At 40.2% G+C, this 24010-nt stretch carries 26 protein-coding genes and 1 tRNA gene; 11 read left to right on the top strand and 16 right to left on the bottom strand.

Annotated features, from left to right (window positions below; genetic code table 11):
- Nucleotides 1-14: 14 nt before the first annotated feature.
- The 7 genes from AC1XUE_RS22045 to AC1XUE_RS22015 all read right to left on the bottom strand — a co-directional run bounded on the left by AC1XUE_RS22045 (nt 15) and on the right by AC1XUE_RS22015 (nt 5989).
- Nucleotides 15-1742 carry a tetratricopeptide repeat protein gene (locus tag AC1XUE_RS22045; RefSeq protein WP_483358177.1) on the bottom strand — a complete coding sequence of 576 codons (1728 nt, stop codon included), beginning with the start codon at nt 1740-1742 and terminating at the stop codon, nt 15-17.
- A gap of 80 nt (nt 1743-1822) precedes the next feature.
- Entirely contained in the window at nt 1823-2779 is a 957-nt protein-coding gene (locus tag AC1XUE_RS22040; protein WP_483358176.1) for a PstS family phosphate ABC transporter substrate-binding protein, read from the bottom strand.
- A gap of 3 nt (nt 2780-2782) precedes the next feature.
- Nucleotides 2783-3001, bottom strand: a complete 219-nt coding sequence (locus AC1XUE_RS22035; protein ID WP_483358175.1) for a hypothetical protein — start codon at nt 2999-3001, stop codon at nt 2783-2785.
- Nucleotides 3002-3004: 3 nt separating this feature from the next.
- The gene (locus tag AC1XUE_RS22030; protein ID WP_483358174.1) at nt 3005-3829 is read right to left on the bottom strand and encodes an energy transducer TonB; all 825 of its coding nucleotides are present in this window, start codon (nt 3827-3829) and stop codon (nt 3005-3007) included.
- A gap of 25 nt (nt 3830-3854) precedes the next feature.
- Nucleotides 3855-4436 (bottom strand): ExbD/TolR family protein, encoded by a 582-nt coding sequence (locus tag AC1XUE_RS22025; RefSeq protein WP_483358173.1) that lies wholly within the window; start codon nt 4434-4436, stop codon nt 3855-3857.
- A 37-nt stretch (nt 4437-4473) separates the two neighbouring features.
- On the bottom strand, nt 4474-5085 hold the full coding sequence (locus tag AC1XUE_RS22020) for an ExbD/TolR family protein (protein WP_483358172.1): 612 nt from the start codon (nt 5083-5085) through the stop codon (nt 4474-4476).
- Between the two features lie 64 nt (nt 5086-5149).
- A complete protein-coding gene (locus AC1XUE_RS22015; protein WP_115832354.1) occupies nt 5150-5989 on the bottom strand; it encodes a MotA/TolQ/ExbB proton channel family protein in 840 nt (279 codons plus the stop codon).
- Nucleotides 5990-6617: 628 nt separating this feature from the next.
- On the opposite strand from AC1XUE_RS22015, the gene gatC reads away from it, so the two are divergent.
- Nucleotides 6618-6905, top strand: a complete 288-nt coding sequence (gatC, locus tag AC1XUE_RS22010) for an Asp-tRNA(Asn)/Glu-tRNA(Gln) amidotransferase subunit GatC (protein ID WP_483358171.1) — start codon at nt 6618-6620, stop codon at nt 6903-6905.
- Here gatC and AC1XUE_RS22005 read toward each other — a convergent pair.
- Genes AC1XUE_RS22005 through ruvX form a run of 3 tightly spaced genes read right to left on the bottom strand, consistent with a single transcriptional unit; the run spans nt 6895 to nt 8746 of the window.
- Nucleotides 6895-7680: an amidohydrolase gene (locus AC1XUE_RS22005; protein WP_483358170.1), complete on the bottom strand. Its 786-nt coding sequence runs from the start codon at nt 7678-7680 to the stop codon at nt 6895-6897. The genes gatC and AC1XUE_RS22005 overlap by 11 nt on opposite strands.
- Before the next feature lie 12 nt (nt 7681-7692).
- Nucleotides 7693-8280 (bottom strand): peptide deformylase, encoded by a 588-nt coding sequence (def, locus tag AC1XUE_RS22000; RefSeq protein WP_483358169.1) that lies wholly within the window; start codon nt 8278-8280, stop codon nt 7693-7695.
- A 49-nt stretch (nt 8281-8329) separates the two neighbouring features.
- Complete coding sequence (ruvX, locus tag AC1XUE_RS21995) at nt 8330-8746, bottom strand: Holliday junction resolvase RuvX (RefSeq protein ID WP_483358168.1); 417 nt, start codon at nt 8744-8746, stop codon at nt 8330-8332.
- A gap of 122 nt (nt 8747-8868) precedes the next feature.
- On the opposite strand from ruvX, the gene recJ reads away from it, so the two are divergent.
- Nucleotides 8869-10581: a single-stranded-DNA-specific exonuclease RecJ gene (gene recJ / locus AC1XUE_RS21990; protein ID WP_483358167.1), complete on the top strand. Its 1713-nt coding sequence runs from the start codon at nt 8869-8871 to the stop codon at nt 10579-10581.
- Nucleotides 10582-10615: 34 nt separating this feature from the next.
- Nucleotides 10616-11350 carry an LPS export ABC transporter ATP-binding protein gene (gene lptB / locus AC1XUE_RS21985; protein ID WP_483358166.1) on the top strand — a complete coding sequence of 245 codons (735 nt, stop codon included), beginning with the start codon at nt 10616-10618 and terminating at the stop codon, nt 11348-11350.
- Nucleotides 11351-11707: 357 nt separating this feature from the next.
- Here lptB and AC1XUE_RS21980 read toward each other — a convergent pair whose 3' ends face one another.
- Nucleotides 11708-12412, bottom strand: coding sequence for a hypothetical protein (locus tag AC1XUE_RS21980; RefSeq protein WP_483358165.1), 705 nt, complete (start codon nt 12410-12412; stop codon nt 11708-11710).
- Between the two features lie 69 nt (nt 12413-12481).
- Nucleotides 12482-13177, bottom strand: coding sequence for a DNA repair protein RecO (recO, locus tag AC1XUE_RS21975; protein ID WP_483358164.1), 696 nt, complete (start codon nt 13175-13177; stop codon nt 12482-12484).
- 273 nt (nt 13178-13450) lie between these two features.
- Between recO and AC1XUE_RS21970 the strand changes: the two genes are divergently transcribed.
- Both AC1XUE_RS21970 and AC1XUE_RS21965 read left to right on the top strand, forming a co-directional pair.
- A complete protein-coding gene (locus tag AC1XUE_RS21970) occupies nt 13451-15343 on the top strand; it encodes an amidophosphoribosyltransferase (RefSeq protein ID WP_483358163.1) in 1893 nt (630 codons plus the stop codon).
- A 120-nt stretch (nt 15344-15463) separates the two neighbouring features.
- Nucleotides 15464-15976, top strand: coding sequence for a DUF6265 family protein (locus tag AC1XUE_RS21965; protein ID WP_483358162.1), 513 nt, complete (start codon nt 15464-15466; stop codon nt 15974-15976).
- A 6-nt stretch (nt 15977-15982) separates the two neighbouring features.
- Here the strand turns inward: AC1XUE_RS21965 and AC1XUE_RS21960 are convergent, their stop codons facing one another.
- Nucleotides 15983-16558, bottom strand: a complete 576-nt coding sequence (locus tag AC1XUE_RS21960; RefSeq protein WP_483358161.1) for a hypothetical protein — start codon at nt 16556-16558, stop codon at nt 15983-15985.
- Nucleotides 16559-16589: 31 nt separating this feature from the next.
- Entirely contained in the window at nt 16590-17372 is a 783-nt protein-coding gene (locus tag AC1XUE_RS21955; protein WP_483358160.1) for a hypothetical protein, read from the bottom strand.
- A gap of 160 nt (nt 17373-17532) precedes the next feature.
- On the opposite strand from AC1XUE_RS21955, the gene ubiE reads away from it, so the two are divergent.
- From ubiE to AC1XUE_RS21930, 5 genes are all read left to right on the top strand, one after another.
- Complete coding sequence (gene ubiE / locus AC1XUE_RS21950) at nt 17533-18255, top strand: bifunctional demethylmenaquinone methyltransferase/2-methoxy-6-polyprenyl-1,4-benzoquinol methylase UbiE (protein WP_483358159.1); 723 nt, start codon at nt 17533-17535, stop codon at nt 18253-18255.
- A complete protein-coding gene (gene porT, locus AC1XUE_RS21945) occupies nt 18204-18938 on the top strand; it encodes a type IX secretion/gliding motility protein PorT/SprT (protein ID WP_483358158.1) in 735 nt (244 codons plus the stop codon). Before ubiE ends, porT begins: the two co-directional genes overlap by 52 nt.
- Before the next feature lie 112 nt (nt 18939-19050).
- Nucleotides 19051-19125, top strand: a tRNA-Val gene (locus AC1XUE_RS21940).
- A gap of 332 nt (nt 19126-19457) precedes the next feature.
- The gene (locus tag AC1XUE_RS21935; protein WP_483358157.1) at nt 19458-20063 is read left to right on the top strand and encodes a TetR/AcrR family transcriptional regulator; all 606 of its coding nucleotides are present in this window, start codon (nt 19458-19460) and stop codon (nt 20061-20063) included.
- A gap of 143 nt (nt 20064-20206) precedes the next feature.
- Nucleotides 20207-21709, top strand: a complete 1503-nt coding sequence (locus AC1XUE_RS21930; RefSeq protein WP_483358156.1) for a lipopolysaccharide biosynthesis protein — start codon at nt 20207-20209, stop codon at nt 21707-21709.
- Nucleotides 21710-21711: 2 nt separating this feature from the next.
- Here the strand turns inward: AC1XUE_RS21930 and AC1XUE_RS21925 are convergent, their stop codons facing one another.
- Both AC1XUE_RS21925 and AC1XUE_RS21920 read right to left on the bottom strand, forming a co-directional pair.
- Complete coding sequence (locus tag AC1XUE_RS21925; protein ID WP_483358155.1) at nt 21712-22458, bottom strand: ABC transporter ATP-binding protein; 747 nt, start codon at nt 22456-22458, stop codon at nt 21712-21714.
- A 48-nt stretch (nt 22459-22506) separates the two neighbouring features.
- On the bottom strand, nt 22507-23235 hold the full coding sequence (locus AC1XUE_RS21920) for an MlaE family ABC transporter permease (RefSeq protein WP_483358154.1): 729 nt from the start codon (nt 23233-23235) through the stop codon (nt 22507-22509).
- 62 nt (nt 23236-23297) lie between these two features.
- On the opposite strand from AC1XUE_RS21920, the gene AC1XUE_RS21915 reads away from it, so the two are divergent.
- Entirely contained in the window at nt 23298-24008 is a 711-nt protein-coding gene (locus AC1XUE_RS21915; protein WP_483358153.1) for an SDR family oxidoreductase, read from the top strand.
- The last annotated feature ends 2 nt before the right edge of the window (nt 24009-24010 follow it).

The raw sequence follows: 24010 nt of genomic DNA, 5'->3' as shown, positions 1-24010 counted from the left end.
TTGGATTACACTACCTACTTCTTTTTCGCAGGAGCAGCAGCGGCTGGTTGAGCTGCAGCAGCCAAACCAAGAGCTTCCTTAGCATTTACGTTGTCAGGATCCGCTGTAAGTAGCTTATTCCAATATTCTTTGGATTTTGCTTCATCTTTCAGTGTGGTCTGAGAATAGAATGCCAAGTATGGATAAACGATTCTATAGAAACCTTTATATTTAGACTGGTCAGAAGTATCTTTCTCAGCTAGCTCTGCAAACTTAGCATAGTGAGGGGCAGAAATTCCTTTGTCCACATTCTCTTGTCTGTCATAGGCGTTATACAAAGCCACACCTCTCCAGTAATAAGCATAAGGCCATTCAGGTGATTTGGTAGTTACAATACCGAAGATGGAATCTGCTTTCATATTCAATTCTCTCTTTTCAAGAGCAATATTTGCGCTATCAGCCCCTTCTGCAATCGTTCTTGTTGCTTTCTGGAAATAAGAAAGACCCAGGTAGTAATAATCATTTATAAGCGATTTTGCAGCTGTATCCAAAGGAATACCTTTTTCGTAAGCTAAGATCGCATTATCATAGTCTTTAGCACCATAGTAAAGATTTGCAACTTCCTTAAATGTTGTAGCTGCCTCAGCTTTATTGGTATCCAATTCAGCACCTTTCATGATGTACACAACTCCTGTTGAATCATATGGCTTTCCATCTGCAGTTGCTTTCAGATTATATGCACGTCCAAGATATTTGTAATCATCACCAATAACTTTTTCAGGAGCAACTTTTATGAATTCTTCCAGGCTGTTAATGGCCTTGTCAGCCTCGTTAGTCTTGAAATAAGACCAACCGTACATACGCTTTGTAATTGGATTGTTGATTTGACCATCTACACTTTGCAGCAACTGTAATGATTTCGCATAATCATCAGCTGTAAATGCAAATTGTGCAGCACGCAACTTCAATTCAGGGTCAGTAGTTCCGCTTTTTTCCATGAATAAATCGAAGTTTTCAGCCGCTTGCTTATACTTTTGACCTAAGAAATACAATTCAGCTAAGTCTTTATATGCAGGGCCAAAGTTTGGATCAGCTTCAATTGCCTTCTTATAATTCTCTAAAGCAAGATTGTAATTTTTACCACGAAGGTAAATCTGTCCGATACGGTTGTGTGCAACAGCATAGTTTGGTTTGGCAGTCAAAGCATATTCGTATGCTGTTACCGCAGCACCACCTTCGTTACGAAGCATTAAAGCATCTCCTTTTGCAATGTATGCATCAGCAAGATTCTTATCCCTCTTAACTGCCTCATCTAGCAAACGTATCGCTTCAGCCGGATCGTTGTTTTTCTCGAACAAGGTATACGCTTCGCCAATTCTGTACAACGTTTCAGCATTTTTCTTATTTTTCTTTTCTGCTGTATCGAAGTATTCTTTTGCTTTGGCTCTATCTCCTTTACCTAACGCCACTGTACCCAAACCAACTTGATTCAAATATGACTTGCTATCCAATTCGATTCCTTTTTCGAAAGCCTTTTGCGCTTCATCCAATTTATCGGTTTTTACATAATAATAACCTAGATAATATTGATTGTCCGCAGAAGGAGTCCCTTCAGCCAGTTTCTTAAACAGTTCTCCTGCCTCATTGAATCTTTCGGTATGAATCAAAGCCAACCCATCCTGAACTGTTTGTGCCTGCACATTAATAAATGCTAAGACACTAAATACAAACGCAACTACTTTCATTCTCATGTTTCTGTTCATTTTTTACCCGGTTAATTTAATGATAAAAAATTTGGTCTCTCAATAAACAAGTCCAAATGTGAAAAATTGTATGAAATTCATTAAAAATTTTTGCCTGTCCTTATCTCCACTTGCCGGGGATATCGAATCATGGGAATTAATCCCATTTTCTGAATGATCAAACCTCCTACATCCCTCGCAATGTAAGTCATCAACCCTCCTCCTAGTCCAGAATACTCCTCTCTGCTGATGATGTAAACATCCCGGGAGAGCGGGTAGTTTTTAAATTCCAGACCTGCCTGAAATGGTTGATAATAACTTGAAAGAGAATCCGGTTTGTCCTTCTGTGATATCCCAAACACATTTAGTCCTTCCGATAATTCATGTGTTTTAAGAGAATGTCCGTCACTGATCCAATTGACTCCAATAAAGCCCAGGTGTAATGGGTTACTACGTACGTCCTCTATCACCTTTTCATTAGAGCCCGAAGCAATGATGCGCAAATTCTTAATGTCTTTGAGTCCAAATTTACTCCTGACAAAGTTAAGGTTGCTGGCATTTACATCATCAAATACCAACGTGATCAACCCCGTCTGATTACTACCTGGCAATTGCGACCAATTTGTTATCTTACCTTCCAATATTGCCCGAAGTTCCGACATCGTGATTAAGCTGTCAGAATTTGCTTTGCTGGCAACTAATGCAAGACCGTCTATAGCAATATGCTGATATTTGATGTATCCCTTCTGCTGTTTCATGATGTCACTTTCCTTTTCCGTCAGCTTACGGGTTGCGATAATCAACCTTGCGCTATCCTGTAAAAGTTGTAATACCGCTTCCTGTTCAGGAAGATAATTCACATTGAAATGTGATTCAGGATAAATACCTTCATATGCCTTGGTTAGTCCGTCCACCAGTGGCTTAAAAGACTCATCAGCAGATATGGTGACAGAACCTCTGCGTGGATTATCCACCTGGCTACTTTCATTTCCACCTGTGCAGGCGTAGATGACTGCCCCTGCAATGAGTGAAACTGCTGCTTTATATACGGTCTTCATGGCTTAATCTGATTGTTTTTGTCTCTTCCAAACTCGGTAGCCACGAAATATTCCGTACAAAATAAGTGTGCCAGCCAGTGCATACTTCTGCACATTTGTAATAGGTAAGAAGTTAAAAGACGAGGAGGAGAAGATCAAAAAGATCCCTCCTCCCACGTATATCAGAGCCATTAGCACAGAGACCAGATCGATGACCTTCTCATGCAATGGTGTTTCCTTCATGAGTTACTCCAATTGGAAGTTGATAGGAAGGTTATATTTTACTCGAACCGCACGTCCTGACTGTTTCCCAGGTTTCCATTTCGGCATTGCTTTCACAACACGAATAGCTTCCTCATCGCAACCAAAACCTAGTCCTTTCAATACCTGTACATCCTGAATACTTCCATCTATATTAACAACGAAAGACATAAATACACGTCCTGATACGTTGGCACGTGAAGCTGCACTTGGATACTTGATGTTTTTACCAAGATACTTGTACATTTCGGAAGTACCTCCGGGAAATTCAGGCTGTTGCTCAACCACTGTAAAGACTTTCTCAGGCTCCGGTGCTGCTTCAACCACTGTTCCTTTACTAGGTGCAGCTACCGCTTCCGGAGCTACAATGATTTCATTTGCATTAGGATCTCCTTCGATCGTTTTATTAGCAACAACAGCTTCTTTAATTTCCTCTACTGTTGGCGGAGGCGTTTCTTCAGGAACTTCTTCATCCTTCTTAACCTCAGGAGGAAGGAACTTCACCGTGTTCACCTTAGGCTGCTCAATCGGCGGCGGCGGTGGTGGTGGTGGTTCTGCCGGATCAATAGGCGGTGGTGGCATTTTCATTAAATCCACTTCAACTTCTACTAACTCTTCCTTTTCCTCACTAGCAAATTTGCTGATGATAGCTGGAGAAAACATCGCCATAAGAAAGAGTGCAGCACCAATTAAAGTAGCTTTTGTCACATCTGCACGGTAACCCTTGCGAAGTGAAAATGCTCCATACGCCTTATTACGATTTGCAAACACTATATCATCCAGTGTCGCATTCGGGCTAACTTCTGCCATGGCGATTTAATTATGATTGTTAAAATTAATTTTTTGGTTTGATCTTGTCTCCAAGAACTTTCTTCTCCGCATCCGTCAGATTATCAACAAGTGCATATCTTTTTGATTTGGTAATAGCCATCTCATCCAATACATCCACCATGTTTTTGTAAGAAGATACATCCGTTGGTTTAATTACAACCACAAATGCCTCATTCCCTTTATCATCCTTAGGATTCGCTGCGTTGATACGCTTCTGCGAAGCAAAAATTACATCTCTTAATTCCGCACCATAGCGGGTTGTTTTAAGAGAAGCCTGTGCATTGTCATCGTCTGCGGAAATACCATCCAAATAATACACATCATCGTTCGCACCCATAAACAGTGTCAATACTTTTGATGCTTTCAATGGCTCGGTTTGCTCCTCTTCCGTCTTATCCTGTTTATCAGGAAAGAATACAGACATTGCCGTTGGCTTACTCATCGTAGTGGCAAGCATGAAGAAGGTTATCAGTAGAAATCCAAGATCCACCATGGGGGTCATGTCGACCCTTGTTGACATCTTTTTACCTCTAACCTTACCATCACCTTTACCACCACCGCCACCGGATTCTTCAATAGCTGCCATGTTATAACTTTAAAAGTGAAACAGTTACTCTTTTATTCTACTCTTTGAAACCTGCAGGAGCATCCTCGCTTCCAGTAATCAGAGAAAACTTATTGATATTTTGCGACTGAAGATTAGCAAGCACATCCTTGAATTTAGGAAACTTAGCTATGTTATCACCTTTCAATGCAATTCTCAAATTAGGATTCGCCTTTCTTGCGGCATAAACCCAGTCTGCAAGTTCGCTGGTCCCTGTTGAATCGGTAGGAATACCAGGTTGCTTTACAGAAGTCATTTGCTCTTTTGGCATATTCAACCAGGGTTTAATCTGGTTAACCGGAAGCCCAAAGCTCGTTTGAATAGAAAACTTTGCTTTTTCAACATCCGTGAATGATATACCCTTGTTTTGCGAAATATTTTCCAACATTGCAATACGCGTCGGCTTTGCATCTACGCCAAAGTAAACCTTGCCGTCTTTGTCAATGCTGATAACCATCAACTCATCATCAGGCACTTTGATCTGCGAAATAGATGTTGGAGTAGTAATCTCCGCATCATTCGTTTTAAAGGTCGCCGTCATGATAAAGAAGGTCAGCAGCAAGAACGCCACATCCGTCATCGCTGTCATATCAGTATGCGGCGGGTGTTTCTTAGGCTTAACTACTCCCATGGTTTTACAAATATATAAGTTTTTTTAATATTAACGAAAATTATATATTAATAGTTTCAAACTATCAATAATGAGCAGCAAAATTTTGCTGAATGCTCAAGCCAATTTCGTCAATACTGTATGTCAAGTCGTCCACACGACTGTTCAGGTAGGCATAAGAGATCGTTGCAATAGCAGAAGTACCGATACCAATCGCTGTGTTGATAAGGGCTTCAGAGATACCCGCTGCAAGTGCACCTGAATCAGAAGCTCCTGACGCTCCAAGAGCGGCAAATGCACGAATCATACCAAGTACCGTTCCAAGAAGAGCGATAAGCGTAGATGCTCCGGCAAGTGTTGCAATAACTGTAAGGTTTTTCTGAAGCATTGGCAGCTCAAGTGTAGTTGCTTCATCCACTTCTTTCTGAAGAGCTGCAAGTTTTTGCTCTTTATCAAGTTGCGTTTCGTTAGCAAGCTGCTTGTATTTCAACAAACCAGCTTTGATAACATTACCAACTGATCCTTTTTGCTTGTCGCATTCTTTGATAGCCTCGTCGATTTGGTTTTTATCCAAAAGGCTTTTGATTTTGCGAACGAATGAATCAATACTTCCTGTTCCGTTTGCTTTACCAATTGTAATCATACGCTCGATTGTGAAAACAAGTACAACCAAGAAACATGTCATTAAGACAGGTACAATAGGTCCTCCCTCGTGAACAATACCGAAATAATCACCTTGAACCGGGCCTTTTGTGTGATCGCCGTCTACAAAGTGCTCAGGAGCACCAAGAACGAACGTGTAAACTGCCAAAGCGATTGCAAATAGTAGGGGGATTACCAATGCCGGATTTAAACCGCCAGAGCCTTTTGATGCTGCTGCTGCAGCTTTTGGTGCTGGTGCCGGACTTGTAGCTTTCTTTTCCATCAGACTTACTTTTAAAGGTTAAATTGAGATTTTGGTTGTGAATTAAATAAAAGTTTTGGTTTAAACTGGCTTTTGTAAAATAAAATTTCGGTTGATCTTTAATCTTATCGACTTTCACAAAAGTATGAGTTTTCCTTTTAAAAAAAAGCAAGCTTTTCAGCTGTTTTTTTGCTCAGTTTTTTTTCATATTGTTTAATAATTGTATATTTTGAAGAATGTGATTAAGAAAGCCTATCCCTCCTGAAGCATCATTCATGCTGATAAACAGCCATATATTCAACTATTCAAAACAAACGAAAATTGCACTCTTTCAAATCAACATGTATAGCTTATTTTTTACACCATGGCCAAAAGGCGTAAAAAATTTTAACAATGGACATTAAAAGCAAATATTATTTTCCCAAACAATACCCTTTTGTGTCCAATTTCTATAATTACACCACTAAAAAATTATATTCTTTCAATTCTGTACTTTTCATATGATTACTTTTACCGGCTTTTATGAACGTATAAGGTACGTTGTTTTTCAAATTCAACTGATACCAGCAGGTAAGGATTGACAAAAATGTCATAATTTTGACTTTCACAATGATATCAGACAAGAACTTAACAGATTCTTAACACGAAAATGAAAATAGATAAGGAATCCTTGCAAAAAATAGCTCACTTATCCCGCCTACAGATCAGGCCTGATGAGGAAGCAACCTTGCTGAAAAGCATGGACTCCGTTCTTTCATGGATGGAACAACTTAACGAGGTGAATACAAATGGGGTAGAGCCATTGATTCATGTCATGGACGAAGTAAATAACTGGCGTCAGGATGCAGGAAGCAATACGCTTTTAAGAGAAGAAGCACTCGCAAATGCTCCTTCTAAAAATACATCCTATATAATGGTACCCAAGGTTATTGAATAACTAACTCAAATTTGTCGGCGTCGAGGTACGCAGGAAAAGAATTCCTGTAACTGGTAAGCTGCTCTTTTGAGATGTTTACAATTTTATATCCGGCTATCTCTCCCAACATAGCCATAGGCTCTCCAAGGAAATCGTTAGCAACAGAATTACCATTATGCGCAATACCGTGACCATCCACACCAACCCTGTTGACACCGATCACATAACTTTGGTTCTCAATGGCCCTTGCTTTCAATAGAGTATTCCAGGCGCTCACGCGTCGGGCGGGCCAGTTCGCTACATATATAAGAAGATCATATGGATTTGCAGCCGTATTGCGACTCCAGACAGGAAACCTGAGATCGTAGCATACCAATGCCTGAATATTCCAACCTTTCCAGATTATCTGTTTAGTAGAACTGCCACTCGAATAGCTTTTTTGTTCTTCGCTCATTCGGAAAAGATGGCGCTTATCATAAAACTCATGGCGGCCATCCGGGAAAATATATAAAAGCCTGTTAAAGAAACTCCCGCTCTCCCGCACTGCAAAACTTCCAATAACGAGTGCATCAGTCTGTCTGGCTATATGCTTCATCCACCGTGTGGTAGTAAGATTCATCGGCTCGGCAAAAGACACATTCATAGTAAATCCGGTATTGAACATTTCCGGAAGTACAATTACATCTACTGGTTTGTCAAAAGTGGCAATCGTTTCTTCCAGGGAAGATAAGTTAGCCGTAACATCTTCCCAGTATAGATCTGCCTGAATTAAGGCTATTGCCAGCGTTTGTTTCATTAGGAACAGAAATTATTTGCGTCCAGGAAATTTCATCCGATAGTCGGCATCTACATTTCCTTTCATAATATCAGATAATCTTTTTTTGATCAATTGCTTTTTCAAAGTTGGCAGATAGTCTACAAACAACTTACCAAGCAAATGATCATATTCATGTTGTATGATTCTGGCAGCCATACCGGTATATTCTTCGGTATATTCATTCCAGTCTGTATCTCTGTAACGTATTCTCACCTTCTCCGGCCTGTATACATCACCTCTGATACCAGGAATACTCAGGCAACCTTCTTCAAAAGCCCATTCCTTACCTGTTTCTTCCAATATTTCGGGATTGATGAACGTCTTTTTAAAATCGGCAAGTGACAAATCCACATCTTCGTCCTCATCCTCCTCATCTTTCTCACTAAACGGAGTCGCATCGACGACGAATACCCGAATGTTCAAGCCAATCTGAGGAGCAGCAAGCCCTACACCATTAGCTGAATACATGGTTTCAAACATATCGTCAGACAGCTTTTTGAGATCCAGCTCATCTTTTTCGATAAAACGGGTTGCTTTTCTAAGGATTGGATCGCCGTAGGCTACAACAGGATAAATCATTTTTCTTATATACTATTTTAATATGTAAACAAAACAGGTTGAGTCACAACTAGGAACGTCGGCTTTCCATAAATGACTGCAGAATAATGGTAGCACTTATTTTATCAATATTACCTTTATCTCTTCTATCACTTTTTTTTGAACCACTTGCAATCATAGATTGTAATGCCATCGACGAAGTGAATCGCTCATCATGCAAATGCACTGGTGTGCCCGGAAAAGTCTTCTCCAGCAATTTCACGAACGACCGGACCCTGGGTGCATTCTCACTTTCAGTATTGTCAAGCTTGCGAGGCATTCCTACAATAAATCCTTCTACAACCTCTTTCTCCTTATAAATTTTAAGGAAATCCATCAGGTCGTGTGTCCTGACTGTTTCCAAAGCCGTTGCGATAATTTGCAAAGGATCCGTTACAGCAAGACCTGTTCGTTTTGCACCGTAATCGATTGCTAACAGACGTGGCATCTTATATGTTAATTAAAACTAATTACTTGCAAAGATAAGACCTTTCGATTAGCTTTCCCCCTATGGGCTTCACTAAGCCATATTTTACTGCACACATTATATATTAACATTATCTTTGTGGTATGATTGACAAACGCTGGATAAACTACCCTGACCTTACTCCTGAGCAAATTCTTATAGTAAACCAACTGACTGAATCTCTGAAAATTGATTCGGCTCTGGCGACCTTACTAGCCCAAAGAGGTATACGCGATTTTGAAGATTCCAGACAGTTTTTCCGCCCCGATCTTTCCAAGCTTCATGATCCTTATCTGATGCAGGATATGGATCTTGCCGTTCAGCGCCTTGTCAAGGCAATAACGAATGATGAGAAAATCTTGGTTTATGGAGATTATGATGTTGACGGTACCACATCAGTAACTGTCTTTTATGGTTTTCTCAGTAAGATGTATCAACACCTCGACTATTATATTCCTGATAGATATAATGAAGGGTATGGTGTTTCCTGGCAAAGCATTGACTGGGCAAAGCACAACGGCTATACACTTATAGTCACACTGGATTGTGGCATTAAGTCTGTTGACAAAGTTACCGAAGCGAAGAAAAGAGGTATCGATTTTATTATATGTGATCACCACCGACCAGGCGACGAGCTTCCACCGGCCGAAGCAGTTCTGGATCCGAAACGTGAAGATTGCCTTTATCCTTATAAAGAACTGACCGGATGCGGGGTTGGTTTCAAGTTATTACAGGCATTTTGTATAAACCAAAAGATCGATCAGAATATTCTTTTTGAATACCTGGATCTTTTGGTAGTAAGTATTGCAGCTGACATTGTTCCCATTACAGGCGAAAATCGGATTCTTGCATATTATGGCCTTCTACGTCTCAATTCTTCTCCCCGGGTTGGCATCAAGGCATTAATCAAAATTGCAGGTATGTCGGGAATCCTGGATATTACGAATGTCGTTTTTGGACTAGGTCCGAGGATTAATGCAGCGGGCAGGATCAAACATGCAAAGGAAGCGGTCAGGCTACTTTTATCCGAAGAGACTGATGAAGCAGATGCCTTCGCAGAAGAAATTAATCAACATAATAGTGACCGACGAAATTTCGACAGTAGCATCACCGAAGAGGCATTATTGATGATTGAAAACGATGAGTGGTTTTTAAACGCAAATAGCACTGTACTATATAAAGAAGACTGGCATAAAGGTGTGATTGGAATTGTAGCCAGCCGTTGCATAGAAAAATACCATCGGCCAACCATTATTCTCACACAATCACATGGGAAAGCAGCGGGATCTGCCCGATCTGTACCAGGGTTTGATGTCTATGAAGCAATAGAGGAATGTTCAGATCTGCTCGAACAATTCGGGGGGCATACTTTTGCAGCAGGCCTTACACTACCGGTTGAAAATGTAGAGGCATTCCGTAAAAAATTCAATGAGATTGTAAGTAGTCGAATACATCCCGACCAGCTGGTACCGATGATCAATATTGACCTGCCATTAAGCCTCGCGAGTATTACACCAAAGTTTTACAATATTCTCAGACAAATGGGACCATTCGGACCAGGGAATATGACTCCTGTTTTTATGAGCAGAGACGTAATGTTGTCCGGCAATCCTGTTATTATGAAGGAAAAGCATATCAAATTTGATGTGAAGCAGGGAGACTCTCCGGCATTTACAGTGATTGGCTTTGGAATGGCACCATGCTATAAAGAATTACTGAGCAATAAGTCCTTTTCAATTTGCTACAATCTTGAGGAGAATAACTTTAGAGATAAAAAAACGTTACAATTGTTTCTTAAGGATATCAAATTCAATTGACATCCCTCTACCAGCAGTAAGCACTAACAAAGCAATGATATTAAAAACAGAGAATCTGGTTAAAAAATATGGCCCCAGGCTGGTTAATAATAATGTAAGTTATCAGGTCGAGCAGGGAGAGATTGTCGGACTTCTTGGACCCAATGGCGCAGGTAAAACTACATCGTTCTACATGGCCGTTGGTCTGGTAAAGCCCAACAGTGGTAAAGTGTATCTGGATGACAAGGATATTACAAGTCTTCCGATGTACAAAAGAGCCAGACTTGGGCTTGGTTACCTCGCTCAGGAAGCTTCAGTATTTCGTACATTAACTGTAGAGGAAAATATTCGTGCAGTGCTGGAAATGACCGATTTATCCAGAACACAGCAAAAAGAGAAAGTGGAGGAATTATTGGAAGAGTTTCACCTGCAACATGTAAGAAAAAGTAAAGGTATGGTACTTTCAGGGGGAGAACGGAGAAGAACAGAAATTGCACGTGCGCTGGCTGTCGATCCGAAATTTATTCTACTGGATGAACCTTTTGCTGGTGTTGACCCTATTGCTGTGGAAGATATACAAAGTATTGTTGCCAAACTCAAACACAAAAACATAGGCATCCTCATCACTGATCATAATGTAAACGAAACGCTTTCTATCACAGATCGTGCTTACCTTTTATTTGAGGGTAAAATTCTGAAACAAGGAACTGCGGAAGAACTTGCAGAAGACGAAGTAGTGAGACGTGTCTATCTTGGGCAGCACTTTGAACTTAAACGCAAGTTCGTATAAAGCGAAAATAGAAAAGGGAACGCTCACCGGCATTCCCTCTCTTACAATTATTCACCATGAACTGTATTTACTAGATTGTCTTTAAGGAAAACCTATTTTTTAGGACACTTTTTACAGTGTTTTCCTTTCTTTTTATATTTTTCACAGCACTTTTTAAAGACGCACTCATCGCCGTCTGACAGAGACTTCGAGAAACAACTCACTTGGTCAGTAATACTTATCGGCTCAATGCACATCAACGCGCTCATCTTTATCTATCTGATTAGTGAAACAAAGTTATAACCTATTTAGAATCATTCAAAACATTTGAAGAAATTATTTTGAAAAAATCTAAATAACATCCTCCTTCCATATTTTTTACTGAACCTTCTCCCATATTTCATGAATAGGTTTCCCATCTGTGCTCTTTCCGCTGTGATCCCAACGCCCGTTTTCGAGCTTCCATCCAAAACTAAGACTGGTTCCTACGCGGTTATTATCCTTTGAAAAAAATTCAATTTTCTCCGTGTACTTACCATTCTTTGCAGTATAAGTTCCTCCACCGGTTGCATAAAAACCCTTTACCCCCGGATCAATAGCGAACCAGTGAAATCTGGTCCCGGAAAGCAGTTTTAAAGTTTTTCTTGTTCCTTCCTGATGAATTTTAATCAACTCACCCTCTCCGTTGTTAGCTCTTTCCGTTATATGCCAGGCACCTGCCATAGCGGCATCAGCAGCTTCATCCACCTTCATCCAAACCATCGCCTCTTCATATTTCATCGTTAGAATTCCGTCCTTCTTAGTAATTGTGAATATGATTGGAACCCCGATTTTGGCTGTATCTGCAGAATTAAATTCTGGCGTGTAGGTCATTTTATCTCCATCCATCGTAAATGCCCCACCTTCAGCTCGTTCAAAATATTTATTCCCAACGCTGAATGATGCTATTGATAAATAATTATCAGCAACGATCATCATAGACGTACTGCCTGTTGGTTCCTGAGACTTCCAGGCACCCTTTGGCGGTTGACTGTGAGCCATTACTGAGGTTACACATAAGATCAAGAGCAGTAAATTTTTCATTCTTTTGGTCTGATTGGTTTATTTAAAATGCAACAAAATTATGCCACTCCTTTCATACGGATCATTCCCTTACTTCAATACCTCCTTCAAGACATCCAGTGAGCGAATTTCACCAAGTCCTTCCATATGAATTTTGAAGAAAAAAAGTACTTTCTCCAGAATGGATATACGACGCGCCCGATCAAGTGAAATAACAGTTCCATAATTTTCAGCAATCATTCGCCCCATGGCTGCCAGTTCAATAGCATCACCTATTTGTGGGAAATGATGACTGTGAATCTCCCGCTCCAGATCTTTCTGTGTTTCCACACCAAATCCCAGATAAGAAGCCAGTTGTAACATAAACTGAATGTGAAAGTTTTCAAAACCTTCTTCTGCCTCGTCCAGATAGAGAACCGATTGTTCCAGAAAATAGAATAATGGCTGGTTCTCTTCTTCTTCTTTAAGAGACTTTACCAATATTTCCGTAATGAAAAGCGCCAGACTTGATTTCAATACTTCGTAGGGAAGTGTTTTGAAAGGGTGGTAACACTTTATTTCAGATATACGATGTATTTCATCCTGCTTTCCTTTATGATACACCACCATATCAAGTAGTGTCAATGGTTGAAATAATGCAATACGGTTGGTTTTCGCGCTACTACTTCTTACACCATTAATGATGTACGTCTGTACCCCAAATAACTCCGTATATATCTTCGCAATGATTGAAGACTCTTTATATTTAATATAACTGAGGGCAATGCCTCTTGTCTTATGCAGCATCGTTTTCGGATTAAAACCAAATTTAGGACAATTGGCAGTACTGATTTCTATAATTAAAACCACACCTGCAGAAATCTTACTAATAGCCTCTCGACGGCCATCGGCTTAGAACCTTTAAAAATACGACCGGTTTGAATATTTTTAAGAGAAAGGATTCATATCTTTGTCTTCCTTAACGAACTAAAAAAGGTCTTTAAATCGTTAACCAAATATTAAAAAGGAATAAGCTTTGCAAACAGCAAACGGATCTATTTCTAACATATTATTCTTCCCATGAGCGACGCTATCAAGCATGAGTGTGGTATTGCACTGATTAGACTTCGAAAACCATATCAACACTACATAGACAAATACGATACGCCACTATACGCGGTGCATAAGTTGTCTGTAATGATGGAAAAACAGGTAAACCGGGGTCAGGATGGTGCGGGTGTTGCGAACATTAAGATCGATGTCCCGCCAGGTAAAAGATACATCAGCAGATACAGATCCGTAGAACCTCAGGCACTTACGGATATTTTTTCCAAGATTCATAAAAAATTCCGAAAGGGGTTAAAAAATAACAGAGATCGCGTAAGCGATGGGCAGTGGCTTCAGGAAAACCTTGCTTTTACAGGTGAAGTATGGCTGGGACATCTTCGCTATGGTACACATGGAACCAATGAAGTGGAGAACTGCCACCCGATGCTTCGTCAAAGCAACTGGCGCAGTAGAAACCTGGTTATGGCTGGAAATTTTAACATGACCAATGTTGATGAGCTTTTTGGAAAGCTGGTATCACTGGGACAGCATCCAAAGGAAAAAGTGGACACTGTTACGGTCATGGAAAAAATTGGACATTTCCTTGATGAAGAAAACCAAAGAGTATTTGACAGATTTAAGGGAATTTACGAAAACCCTGTATTGTCAGATGTGATTGAAGAAAATCTTGACCTTCAGCGTGTGCTTCACCGCTCATGTCGCGATTTCGACGGCGGTTATGCTATGTGCGGTCTTACAGGTTATGGAGCTTCTTTTGTAATTCGTGATCCGGCGGGTATTCGTCCTGCATTTTATTACGCCGATGACGAAGTGGTAGTAGTAGCGAGCGAAAAACAAGCGATCAAAGCTGCTTTCAATGTAGACTATGGCCAGATCAAAGAAATCACACCGGGTTCTGCGCTGATTATCGACAAACACGGTGAATACAACGAATTCCCTATTTTACCACGTCTTGAAAAACGTTCATGCAGTTTCGAACGTATCTATTTTTCAAGAGGGACAGATCCGGATATTTATTACGAACGCAAACAGCTTGGCAAACTGCTCATTCCTCAAATCCTCGAGGAAATTAACTACGATCTCGAAAATACCATTTTCTCCTACATACCGAATACTGCAGAGACAGCATTTTTAGGTATGATTGAAGGACTGGAAGAATACTTGGCCAAAAAGCGGAAACAAGCGATTATGGACGGTATTCTTTTTGAAGAAGACCTTGAACGTGTATTGTCTTTCCGTCCAAGGATTGAAAAACTCGTCACAAAGGATGTGAAGTCAAGGACATTCATCACAGCCGATGCACTTCGTGATGATATGGTGTCGAGTGTATACGATACTACATTTGAAGTAGTAAAGAAAAACGTGGACACGGTCGTGATTATTGATGATTCCATTGTACGCGGTACAACACTGGAAAAAAGTATCCTCACGATGCTTGATCGCCTTAATCCGAAAAAGATTGTAGTGGTATCATCCGCTCCGCAAATCCGATTCCCTGACTGTTATGGTATTGATATGTCAAGAATGAAGGATTTTGTAGCCTTCCGTGCCGTATTGAAACTACTTGAAGAACGCGATCTGGATCATCTGCTGGAAGACGTATATACACAAAGTGTAACATCTATAGCGACTAAAAATCCGTATCATACCAATTATGTAAAGGCATTGTATGAGCCTTTTACTGATCAGGAGGTATCTGATAAAATAGCTCAGATCATTCGCCCGAAAGACTTAAATGCAGAAGTTTCTGTCATTTTCCAGACAGTTGAAAATTTGCATAAAGCTTGCCCTCTTCACCTTGGAGATTGGTATTTCACTGGCAATTATCCTACAATGGGAGGAAACAAAGTGGTGAATAAAGCATTTGCTAACTCGCACGAGGGAAAACTGGAAAGAGCATACTAACTCAAAAATATAAGCAATTTAAAGGCCGTCCGTTCAGGAGCGGCCTTTTTTGCTTTTAATCACAGTTCTCCAAAACAGATATTCTGCTAACTTGCACGGCATTTAAATCACTAAATCCATATGACCAGCATTACAAAATTTCTATTACTGACGGTATTTTCCGCCTTCATCGCAGTTCAAGGCAATGCACAAACTGCAAAACCAGGCACGCTGAATGACATCAGCTTTCTGAACGGACGTTGGAAAGGCACGTATAATGGCGGGCCTATTGAAGCCTCATGGACTGCACCGGAAGGAAATAATATTGCCGGCTTTATCCGCATGATTAAGGATAACCAGCCTGCACTTTATGAACTTTTTGCTTTTGAACAAACTGAAAAAGGACCTGTAGCACACGTGAAACATTTCAAACCAGGTATGATTGCCCTCGAAGAGAAGGAAGTATCAGACACGTACAACTTTATTGAAGCTAAAAAGAACCAGGCACTCTTCGAAAAAGACGACGCTACTGTACGTATTATTTATGAGCTACGTAAGCAAAATCAACTCGTCATTCAGCGTGGAAAACTGGAAGAAGGTGCATCGCCAAAATGGACTTTTATAGACCTCTTTATTTTCAATCGTATTCCCTAAGCACAGTTACACGCCGAAGATCCGGGTGTCGGTAATTCTTTTGCGGTGCTCTTCCAGAAATCCGCAAAAGAGTTCTATCTGCTCCTGTTGAAAGCTCAGATCAACCGTTTGGTCATAGTCTTCCTGGTATACATCTTTGAAATCAGTAATAATGTACCGGAGAGATCTGATTCCTTTCTGTTTTAAAGCTGGCAGGTAGAGGTTCTGATGGCTTTGTTCAAAACAGCCAGGAGTATAAAGACTGGTGGTTTTGATATCAGCAGCAAGCGTTTTCCCAATCACATCCACATAGCCATAGAATAATACATGGCCAAATTGATGCTCGCAATACACCTGAGCACGCATCATAGGACGTGGCAATAAAGCACGTACCTTTTGAAGGATTTTATAATCATAAAGATCTTCATCAATTCCTTTAATCACTGCATTCTCAAAAGCAATACCTCTTGCCTGCGCTTCTGTGGTAGGGATGGGTACACGGTTGATTCTTGCTATGAAATCTTCAAACTCCAGCTTCCCATCCAGATATCTTCCATACAGGTTCAAAAGACTGGGGTAAAATCTATATCTGATCGCTTCCAATAACGTTTCTATTAATTAAAATGACAACTTATCACTTTCTGAGCTTACGCAAGTAGTGAGTTAATGTAATGGCAAATAAACTAAATTTGTCATTTGGTGTATCACTATACGAATCCGCTTCTTCAGGATTAATCAAACGCTGCCCTGAGGTTGCATCCAATTTGTCAGTCCTCACAAAGTAAAATCTAAAATCCAGACCAAGTTTGAACCTGTCTGTCAGATTGTAATCCAACATGGTCCCGACCGGAATAATTCGTTCATGCGTTCTTTTGATACCCGACCTGCCCCTTGGATTGCCCCATCGTAAAAACAATTGATTTCGCTTACTCGTCTCGCTGTTCGAGAATCTGACAAGATCATCTGTATGAAGGTCAAAGGCATTAGCATTAAAAAACATCAATCCAACACCTGTATAAACACTTACATCCAGCAAGTCATCTTTTCTTTTGGAAAATTGTTTTGTAAGATTCCATCTGCCAATAAACTCAGCAGCATTATATTCATTGATAAAATAGGAATTAAAAAATGGCACTTTCTGTCCACCTATCTTACCTGCTGAATAATCCAGGCCCAATGTGACTCCCTTAGTAATTCTGACATGAGCACCAATACCATAAGAACCCTTCATATCCTGTTCATTTAATTCGCCATAGAACTGGGACAGTCCGCCACGTACAGAAAGCAAAAAACGTGATGGTTGTGAGGTTTTGTCGTTTCCGGAAGTTTGGGTTTTATCAAATTGGTGGTGCTGAGGCTCGCCTATGGCTGGCGGAACGACCAGAAAGATCGTCAGTATAATAAGAATGTAAGGCATAGTGTGATGAAGTGTGTTTCATAAATATATTAAAATGGACAGAAAAAACAGATAGAAACCAGGACGATTTTTTTTGCATTTCAACTATACTCATCATGCCAACAGCGTTAACCATATTTTCCAGTAGTTTTGTATATATTTAATTTTGATCCTATCTGTGATGAGTGTAATACCATATAAAGATAAAGAAGGCAGTAAAAGAGAGCAGGTTGCAGAGATGTTCGATAACATTTCTCCTAAATATGACCTGCTGAATCATTTGCTAAGTGGAGGTGTGGATATCTACTGGCGTAAAAAGGCGATTAAGCTGTTACGAAAGCAACAGCCTAAGAAGATACTTGATATTGCCAGCGGCACCGGAGACTTTGCCATAGAGGCACTAAGCCTAAAGCCTGAAAAAATCATCGGCGTGGATATTTCCGAAGGAATGCTTGCAGTAGGTCGGGAAAAGATCAGGAAGCTCGGCAAACAAGATATCATTACGCTACAAACAGGGGATTCTGAAAACTTGTCATTTGAGAGCAATTATTTCGACGCAGTGATCGTTTCGTTTGGAGTAAGAAATTTTCAGAATCTGCTTACCGGGCTTACTGAAATGAACAGGGTGATGAAGCCTCAGGGTAATTGTGTAGTTGTAGAGTTTTCCAAGCCCCGGAGTTTCCCCTTCAAGCAATTTTATAATTTTTATTTTAAATACATATTACCATTAATAGGAAAAACAGTCTCAAAGGACAGTTCTGCCTATACCTATTTGCCGGAATCTGTACAGGCATTTCCTGATGGAGAGGCATTTCTTGATATTTTCAAAAAAGCGGGTTTTATCAATACCAAATGCATACCACTTACCTTCGGGATCTGTACCATTTACATTGGCCAAAAGTAATTTTAGTAGTACTCTTATTGAGTGTTACTGTTCAGGAAGCTATTTCTCAGGGTCAGGGTTATCGACGCAAACACCTGGAGTTTTACGATGACAAACCGATTCATTATGGTATTCTCTTTGCAATGCCCTTCACACGGTATGCAATCAAACATAATGAACAGTTTATGACCGGAGATACTGCTTATTCTATTAAGTCGCCGACTAAGGCTGCTTTCAGAATGGGTTTTACCGTCAATGCGTTCCTGAATGAACGGTTTGATCTGCGTACCACACCGTCCGTTTCACTCTATGAGCGGGAGGTCAGATATAGTTATCCTTCAAGCCCTGAAAAAATCGACAAACGTGAGTCAACATGGATTGAAGTTCCACTGCTTCTTAAGTACAAATCTCAAAGAAGAGTAAATAACAGGATGTATCTGATTGCAGGTTTGACTATGGCTATTGAAACAAACGTGAGGCGTGGCCGTGGAGGCGGTGCAGGAACTTTGGATACCAAGTCAACTGACTTTACGCTGGATTACGGTGTTGGTTTCGAGCAATTTTTTGAGTTTTTTAAATTTGCTCCTGAATTGCGCTTTTCTCATGGAATAGGAAATGTTTTCCAACCATCGCAAAATTCTTTGGGAAAAGGTATTGGAAAATTATCAACCCATACTGTAACTCTGTATTTAAACTTTGAATAACCGTTGCTGATTACCAGGCAATTAAAAAAAAGTTTATTTTTTTTTGCACTGAAACTTGCACAATAAAATAAAGTCCTACATATTTGCACTCCCAAACGACGGGAAAACAAAAGGGAGTTTAGCTCAGTTGGTTCAGAGCATCTGCCTTACAAGCAGAGGGTCGGGGGTTCGAATCCCTCAACTCCCACAACGAAAAGCCCCGTAACTGAAAAGTTACGGGGCTTTTTCATTCATTCATTTGCAGCAATGATAAAATGAATGAAGGATATTCAACAGGTAGCTTTTCGACATTAAAATGTTCTTAAATTATCTGCTCTCCACACACCTCTAGCAAGTAACTACGGGAAACTAATCCTCTCACACACAGATAGTTTCTTATACAAATTACCCCTTCCACAAACACATTATAATATTTTATCAACCAAAATGACAAAAAAGGTTACTTAAGGGCCTCTGATATGATAATATTTTGAGATGAAATGTTACATTTACTACGTTTTAACCTAAACAGCACCCATAATGAAAATTGATAAAGTTAAAAAACGTGACCGTGAAAGGACAAAAGGAAAAATCCTGAAAGCGGTTGGAGAAGTAATTGAGCAGTTTGGAACGGACAAAGTAGGCGTAAACCTGATAGCTCGTACTGCCGGAGTCAACAAAGTTCTTATTTACCGCTACTTCGAAAGCGTAGATGGCCTGATGGAGCAGTATGTAAAATCCGGTGAGTATGCATCTACTGCAGCGGAAGATTATGCGGAAGGCATTGGCTCACTTCCTCCTGAAGAACGCAACAAGGCAATGACAGACCTGATGATCACCTTCCTCCGGGATCTCAGAGAAAGAAAAGCAACAAGAGATTTGCTTCGCTGGGAAATCGGCACAGGAAAATCAATTCTGTCAGAGACAAAAAATATTGTAGCCAATCGTTTATTGGAAAAAATTGGCACCTTGCCAAATTTTGAAGATACCAGCGGATTAATGGCCTTCCTGTCAGCGGGTATCTATTATCTGGTCATGGTAGAAGACTACCGCCCAAAAATGATAGATGTAGATCTTAGCACTGACGACGGTTGGAAAAGAATTGAAAATATTATTGAGCGGATCGTAAGCGACATCGGCAAATAGCCATTCAACAGAATCAAAATAGCCCTTCTCAGCAATGAGTGGGGCTATTTTGGTATAATGGCTTACACTTCCCTTATATTTGCGCTCATATAACAAAAATAAGCATCCTTAAGCTACATCCGGGAGGCATCTATTATTTCAATATGAGTGTTTTAAAAAAGCTGGCCAGCGATACGGCACTATACGGCGTAAGTACAATGCTGGGTCGGCTACTCAATTATTTACTTGTACCACTTCATACCAGCCTCTTCCTTCCTTCTGAACTGGCAGTACAAGTTCAGCTGTTTTCATATGCAGGAATTGCATTGGTGTTGTATACATTTGGGATGGAAACCGCTTTTTTCCGGTATGCAACCGCGGAATCAGACAAAAGGAAATACTATAATCTTATTCTGAGTGCCGTTATACTGGTAAGCATGACTATGTCATCTGTCGTGTTTTTCTCTTCCGAGTCCATTGCGACGTTGATAGACTATCCTGAAAATGGGAAATTGGTACGCTGGTTTGCTCTGATCATGGCAACAGATGCCATTGTATCTATTCCATTCGCCAGATTACGATTAGAGAAAAAAGCATTAAAATTCGTTACGATAAGGGTTTCTAATATTCTTATCAATATTGGCCTCAACCTTTTCTTTCTCGTTTTCTGCAAAGCTGTTTATGACGGAGAATATCTGACTTTTCTTCAGCCCGCCGTTGAAAGTTTCTATGATCCTGTCCATGCTGTAGATTACATCGTTCTCGCCAATGTAATTGCTAATCTGCTTTTCATCCCTATGTTATCGAGAGAATTCGCAGATTTCCGATTTATATTCAATCGTGAGCTCTTTAAACCGGTGTGGGTATATGCATTGCCGATTATGATCATGAACCTTGCGGCTGTGACAAATATGCTGTTCGACAGACTTTTCCTACAATATCTTCTTCCTGACAATTTTTATCCGGGACGCACCACCAAAGATGCCATTGGAATTTACGGACAATGCGTTAAACTTTCAGTGTTTATGAATCTCGCGATTCAGGCTTTTAAGTATGCTGCAGAACCTTTCTTTTTTTCGAAGGGTGAAGATAAAAATGCACCAACTGTTTTTGCCCAGATCATGAAATGGTTTATCATTGTTTGTGTGATCATGTGGGTAGGCATCTGCCTGAATCTGGACCTGCTGGCGGAAATGTTTCTTAAAAAGAAAATATTCCATGAAGGATTGCCTGCAGTTCCCTGGCTGTTAAGTGCTTTCCTGTTTTTGGGAATTTATTACAATCTGGCTGCATGGTTTAAGCTTACCAACAAAACCCAATATGGCACCTATCTTACACTCACTGGTGCAGCTATTGTTATAGTACTGAATGTAATCCTGGTTCCGGTTATAGGCTATGTGGGCTGTGCCATTGCATTTACTACGTCCAGCTTTGTGATGATGGCACTCTGTTATTACTTTGGTCAGCAATATTATCCCGTTCCATACGATCTGCGGTCAGCAATCAGATACATATTGACAGGCGGAGTAGTGATCTTCGCTTCTACTTTTCTGGTTATTCCAAATCTTTGGATATCAGTTCCTGTTCACTTGCTGATTCTACTTTTATTCACAGCGAGTATAGTGTTGATGGAACGTAAGCATTTACCCTTTCTTCAAAAGAAATAGATTTAACGTCCCATTTCACGAAGTAGCTTGTTTGAGAATAAAAACTCTTTAAGCTCGGCTACGTCAGTTTGTGTGATATCATCTTTCTTCCCTTCCCATAATTTATGGCCCTGATAAAGAAAAATGATATTATCACCTATTTCCAATACGGAATTCATGTCATGCGTAATGATGATCGTAGTAATGCCAAACTCTTCTGTGATTTCTTTGATCAGTTCATCGATTTTAACCGAAGTGAGTGGATCTAAGCCTGAATTAGGTTCATCACAAAACAGATACATGGGGTTCATCACGATGGCTCTGGCTATACCAACCCGCTTCTTCATTCCGCCACTTATTTCCGAAGGCATTTTTTTTGCGGCAGCATCCAATCCTACGCGTTGCAAACAGAATGCAACTCTGTCCTGTTTTTCACTCACCGATTGATCTGTAAGCATATCCAAAGGAAAACGAACATTTTCTTCAACCGTTTTTGAGTCAAATAACGCTCCTCCCTGGAAAAGTACACCCATCTCCCTTCTTATGGACTGCTGCGTCTCCTTATCGCTATTATAAAAATCTCTGCCATTATATAATACATGACCCGAATCCGGCTTAACCAAACCTATCATACATTTCAGCAAGACACTTTTCCCTGTGCCGCTTCCACCAATGATCAGATTTGTCTGCCCCTTTTCAAATTTGGACGTAATTCCTTTAAGGACTTCCTTTCCACTAAAGGCTTTTTCTATACCTTGTATTTCAATCATGCTATTTCAAAATTGTTGATAACCGCGTTTTTATGCGGCTAACATCATTTACAACAGTAACTGTGCAAGCAGATAATCTGCTATCAGAATCGAGATACAACTATTGGTTACAGCCCCGGTGCTTGACTTTCCAACTTCTAATGCTCCTCCGGAAGTAAAATATCCCTGATAAGAAGAAATAGTTGCGATCAGAAAACCAAACACAAAAGGTTTGACACACATAAAGAAAAGGTTGTATGGCACAAATGAATCCCTGATCCCTGCCAGATAATCTTTCTCTGTAATAACGCCTGTAAGGGTCCCCGCCAGATATCCGCCAAAAATCCCGAGAAAAGCTGCGAATATTACAAGCATAGGAAAAGTAAACATGGCTGCGAGTACTTTCGGCAGCACCAGATAGGAGGCCGAATTAATTCCCATAACTTCAAGCGCATCTATTTGCTCTGTAATACGCATGGTACCGAGCTCGCTGGCAATATTAGAACCTACTTTCCCCGCAAGCACTATGCAGGTAATCGTTGGCGCCAGTTCCAGCAACTGCATATCGCGGACAATAAGTGCCACAGTAGATACAGGAATGATCGGACTGACAAGATTATACGCAGTTTGAATACAGGAAACAGCTCCAATAAAAGTGGAAACGATAGCTACGATAAATATTGAACTGACGCCAATGCCTACACATTCCTCAAGAAAACGCCGCCAGTAAACAGATAATTTCTCCCCTTTGCCAAATAAAGATCCTAAAAAAATGAAGTATTTACCGATTACAGACATAATATCTTAATTGTATTCAATATTTTCGGGAAAATTAGGCAAAAAAAGAAGTAAACAGAAAAATGAATCCATTAGTAGTCGTAACAGGAGGTACAAAAGGAATTGGAAGAGCGATTGTTGAGCGGTTTCTGGAAGGAAAATGTGATGTAATCACCTGTGCAAGAAACAACAAGGATCTTTTCTCCCTTCAACAGGAAATGAACAGCCTGTATAAAGAATCGCAATTGTTTTATAAAACCGCAGACTTGTCCATTCGGGAAGAACTAGCAGGATTTATAGCGTTCATACAATCTATGAACAGACCGGTTATGGTACTTATTAATAATACCGGAGTATTTATACCTGGCCAGATCCATAATGAATCGGAGGGAACATTGGAAACGATGATTGAAACGAATGTCTATAGCGCTTATCATTTGACACGCGGGATTATTTCGGGCATGATGACGCAAAAGAAAGGCCATATTTTCAATATATGTTCAACGGCAAGCATTACAGCTTACACCAATGGAGGCTCATACTGCATTTCCAAATTCGCACTTTTGGGCATGACGAAAGTTTTAAGAGAGGAGATGAAGCCATTTAGCGTGAAAGTAACTGCAGTAATTCCTGGTGCTACTTATACAGATAGCTGGCATGGAACCGAACTTCCTCAGGATAGATTTATGGATCCCAAAGATGTTGCAGAAAGTATATGGTCGGCTTATTCACTCTCGCCAAGATCTGTAATTGAAGAAATTTTGATCAGGCCACAATTAGGAGATTTAGATTGATT

It is taken from the genome of Dyadobacter sp. HNCC25DJ187 (assembly GCF_056895255.1).
Note: the sequence above shows the minus strand (reverse complement) of the source record. Positions and strands in the feature narration are given on the sequence as shown.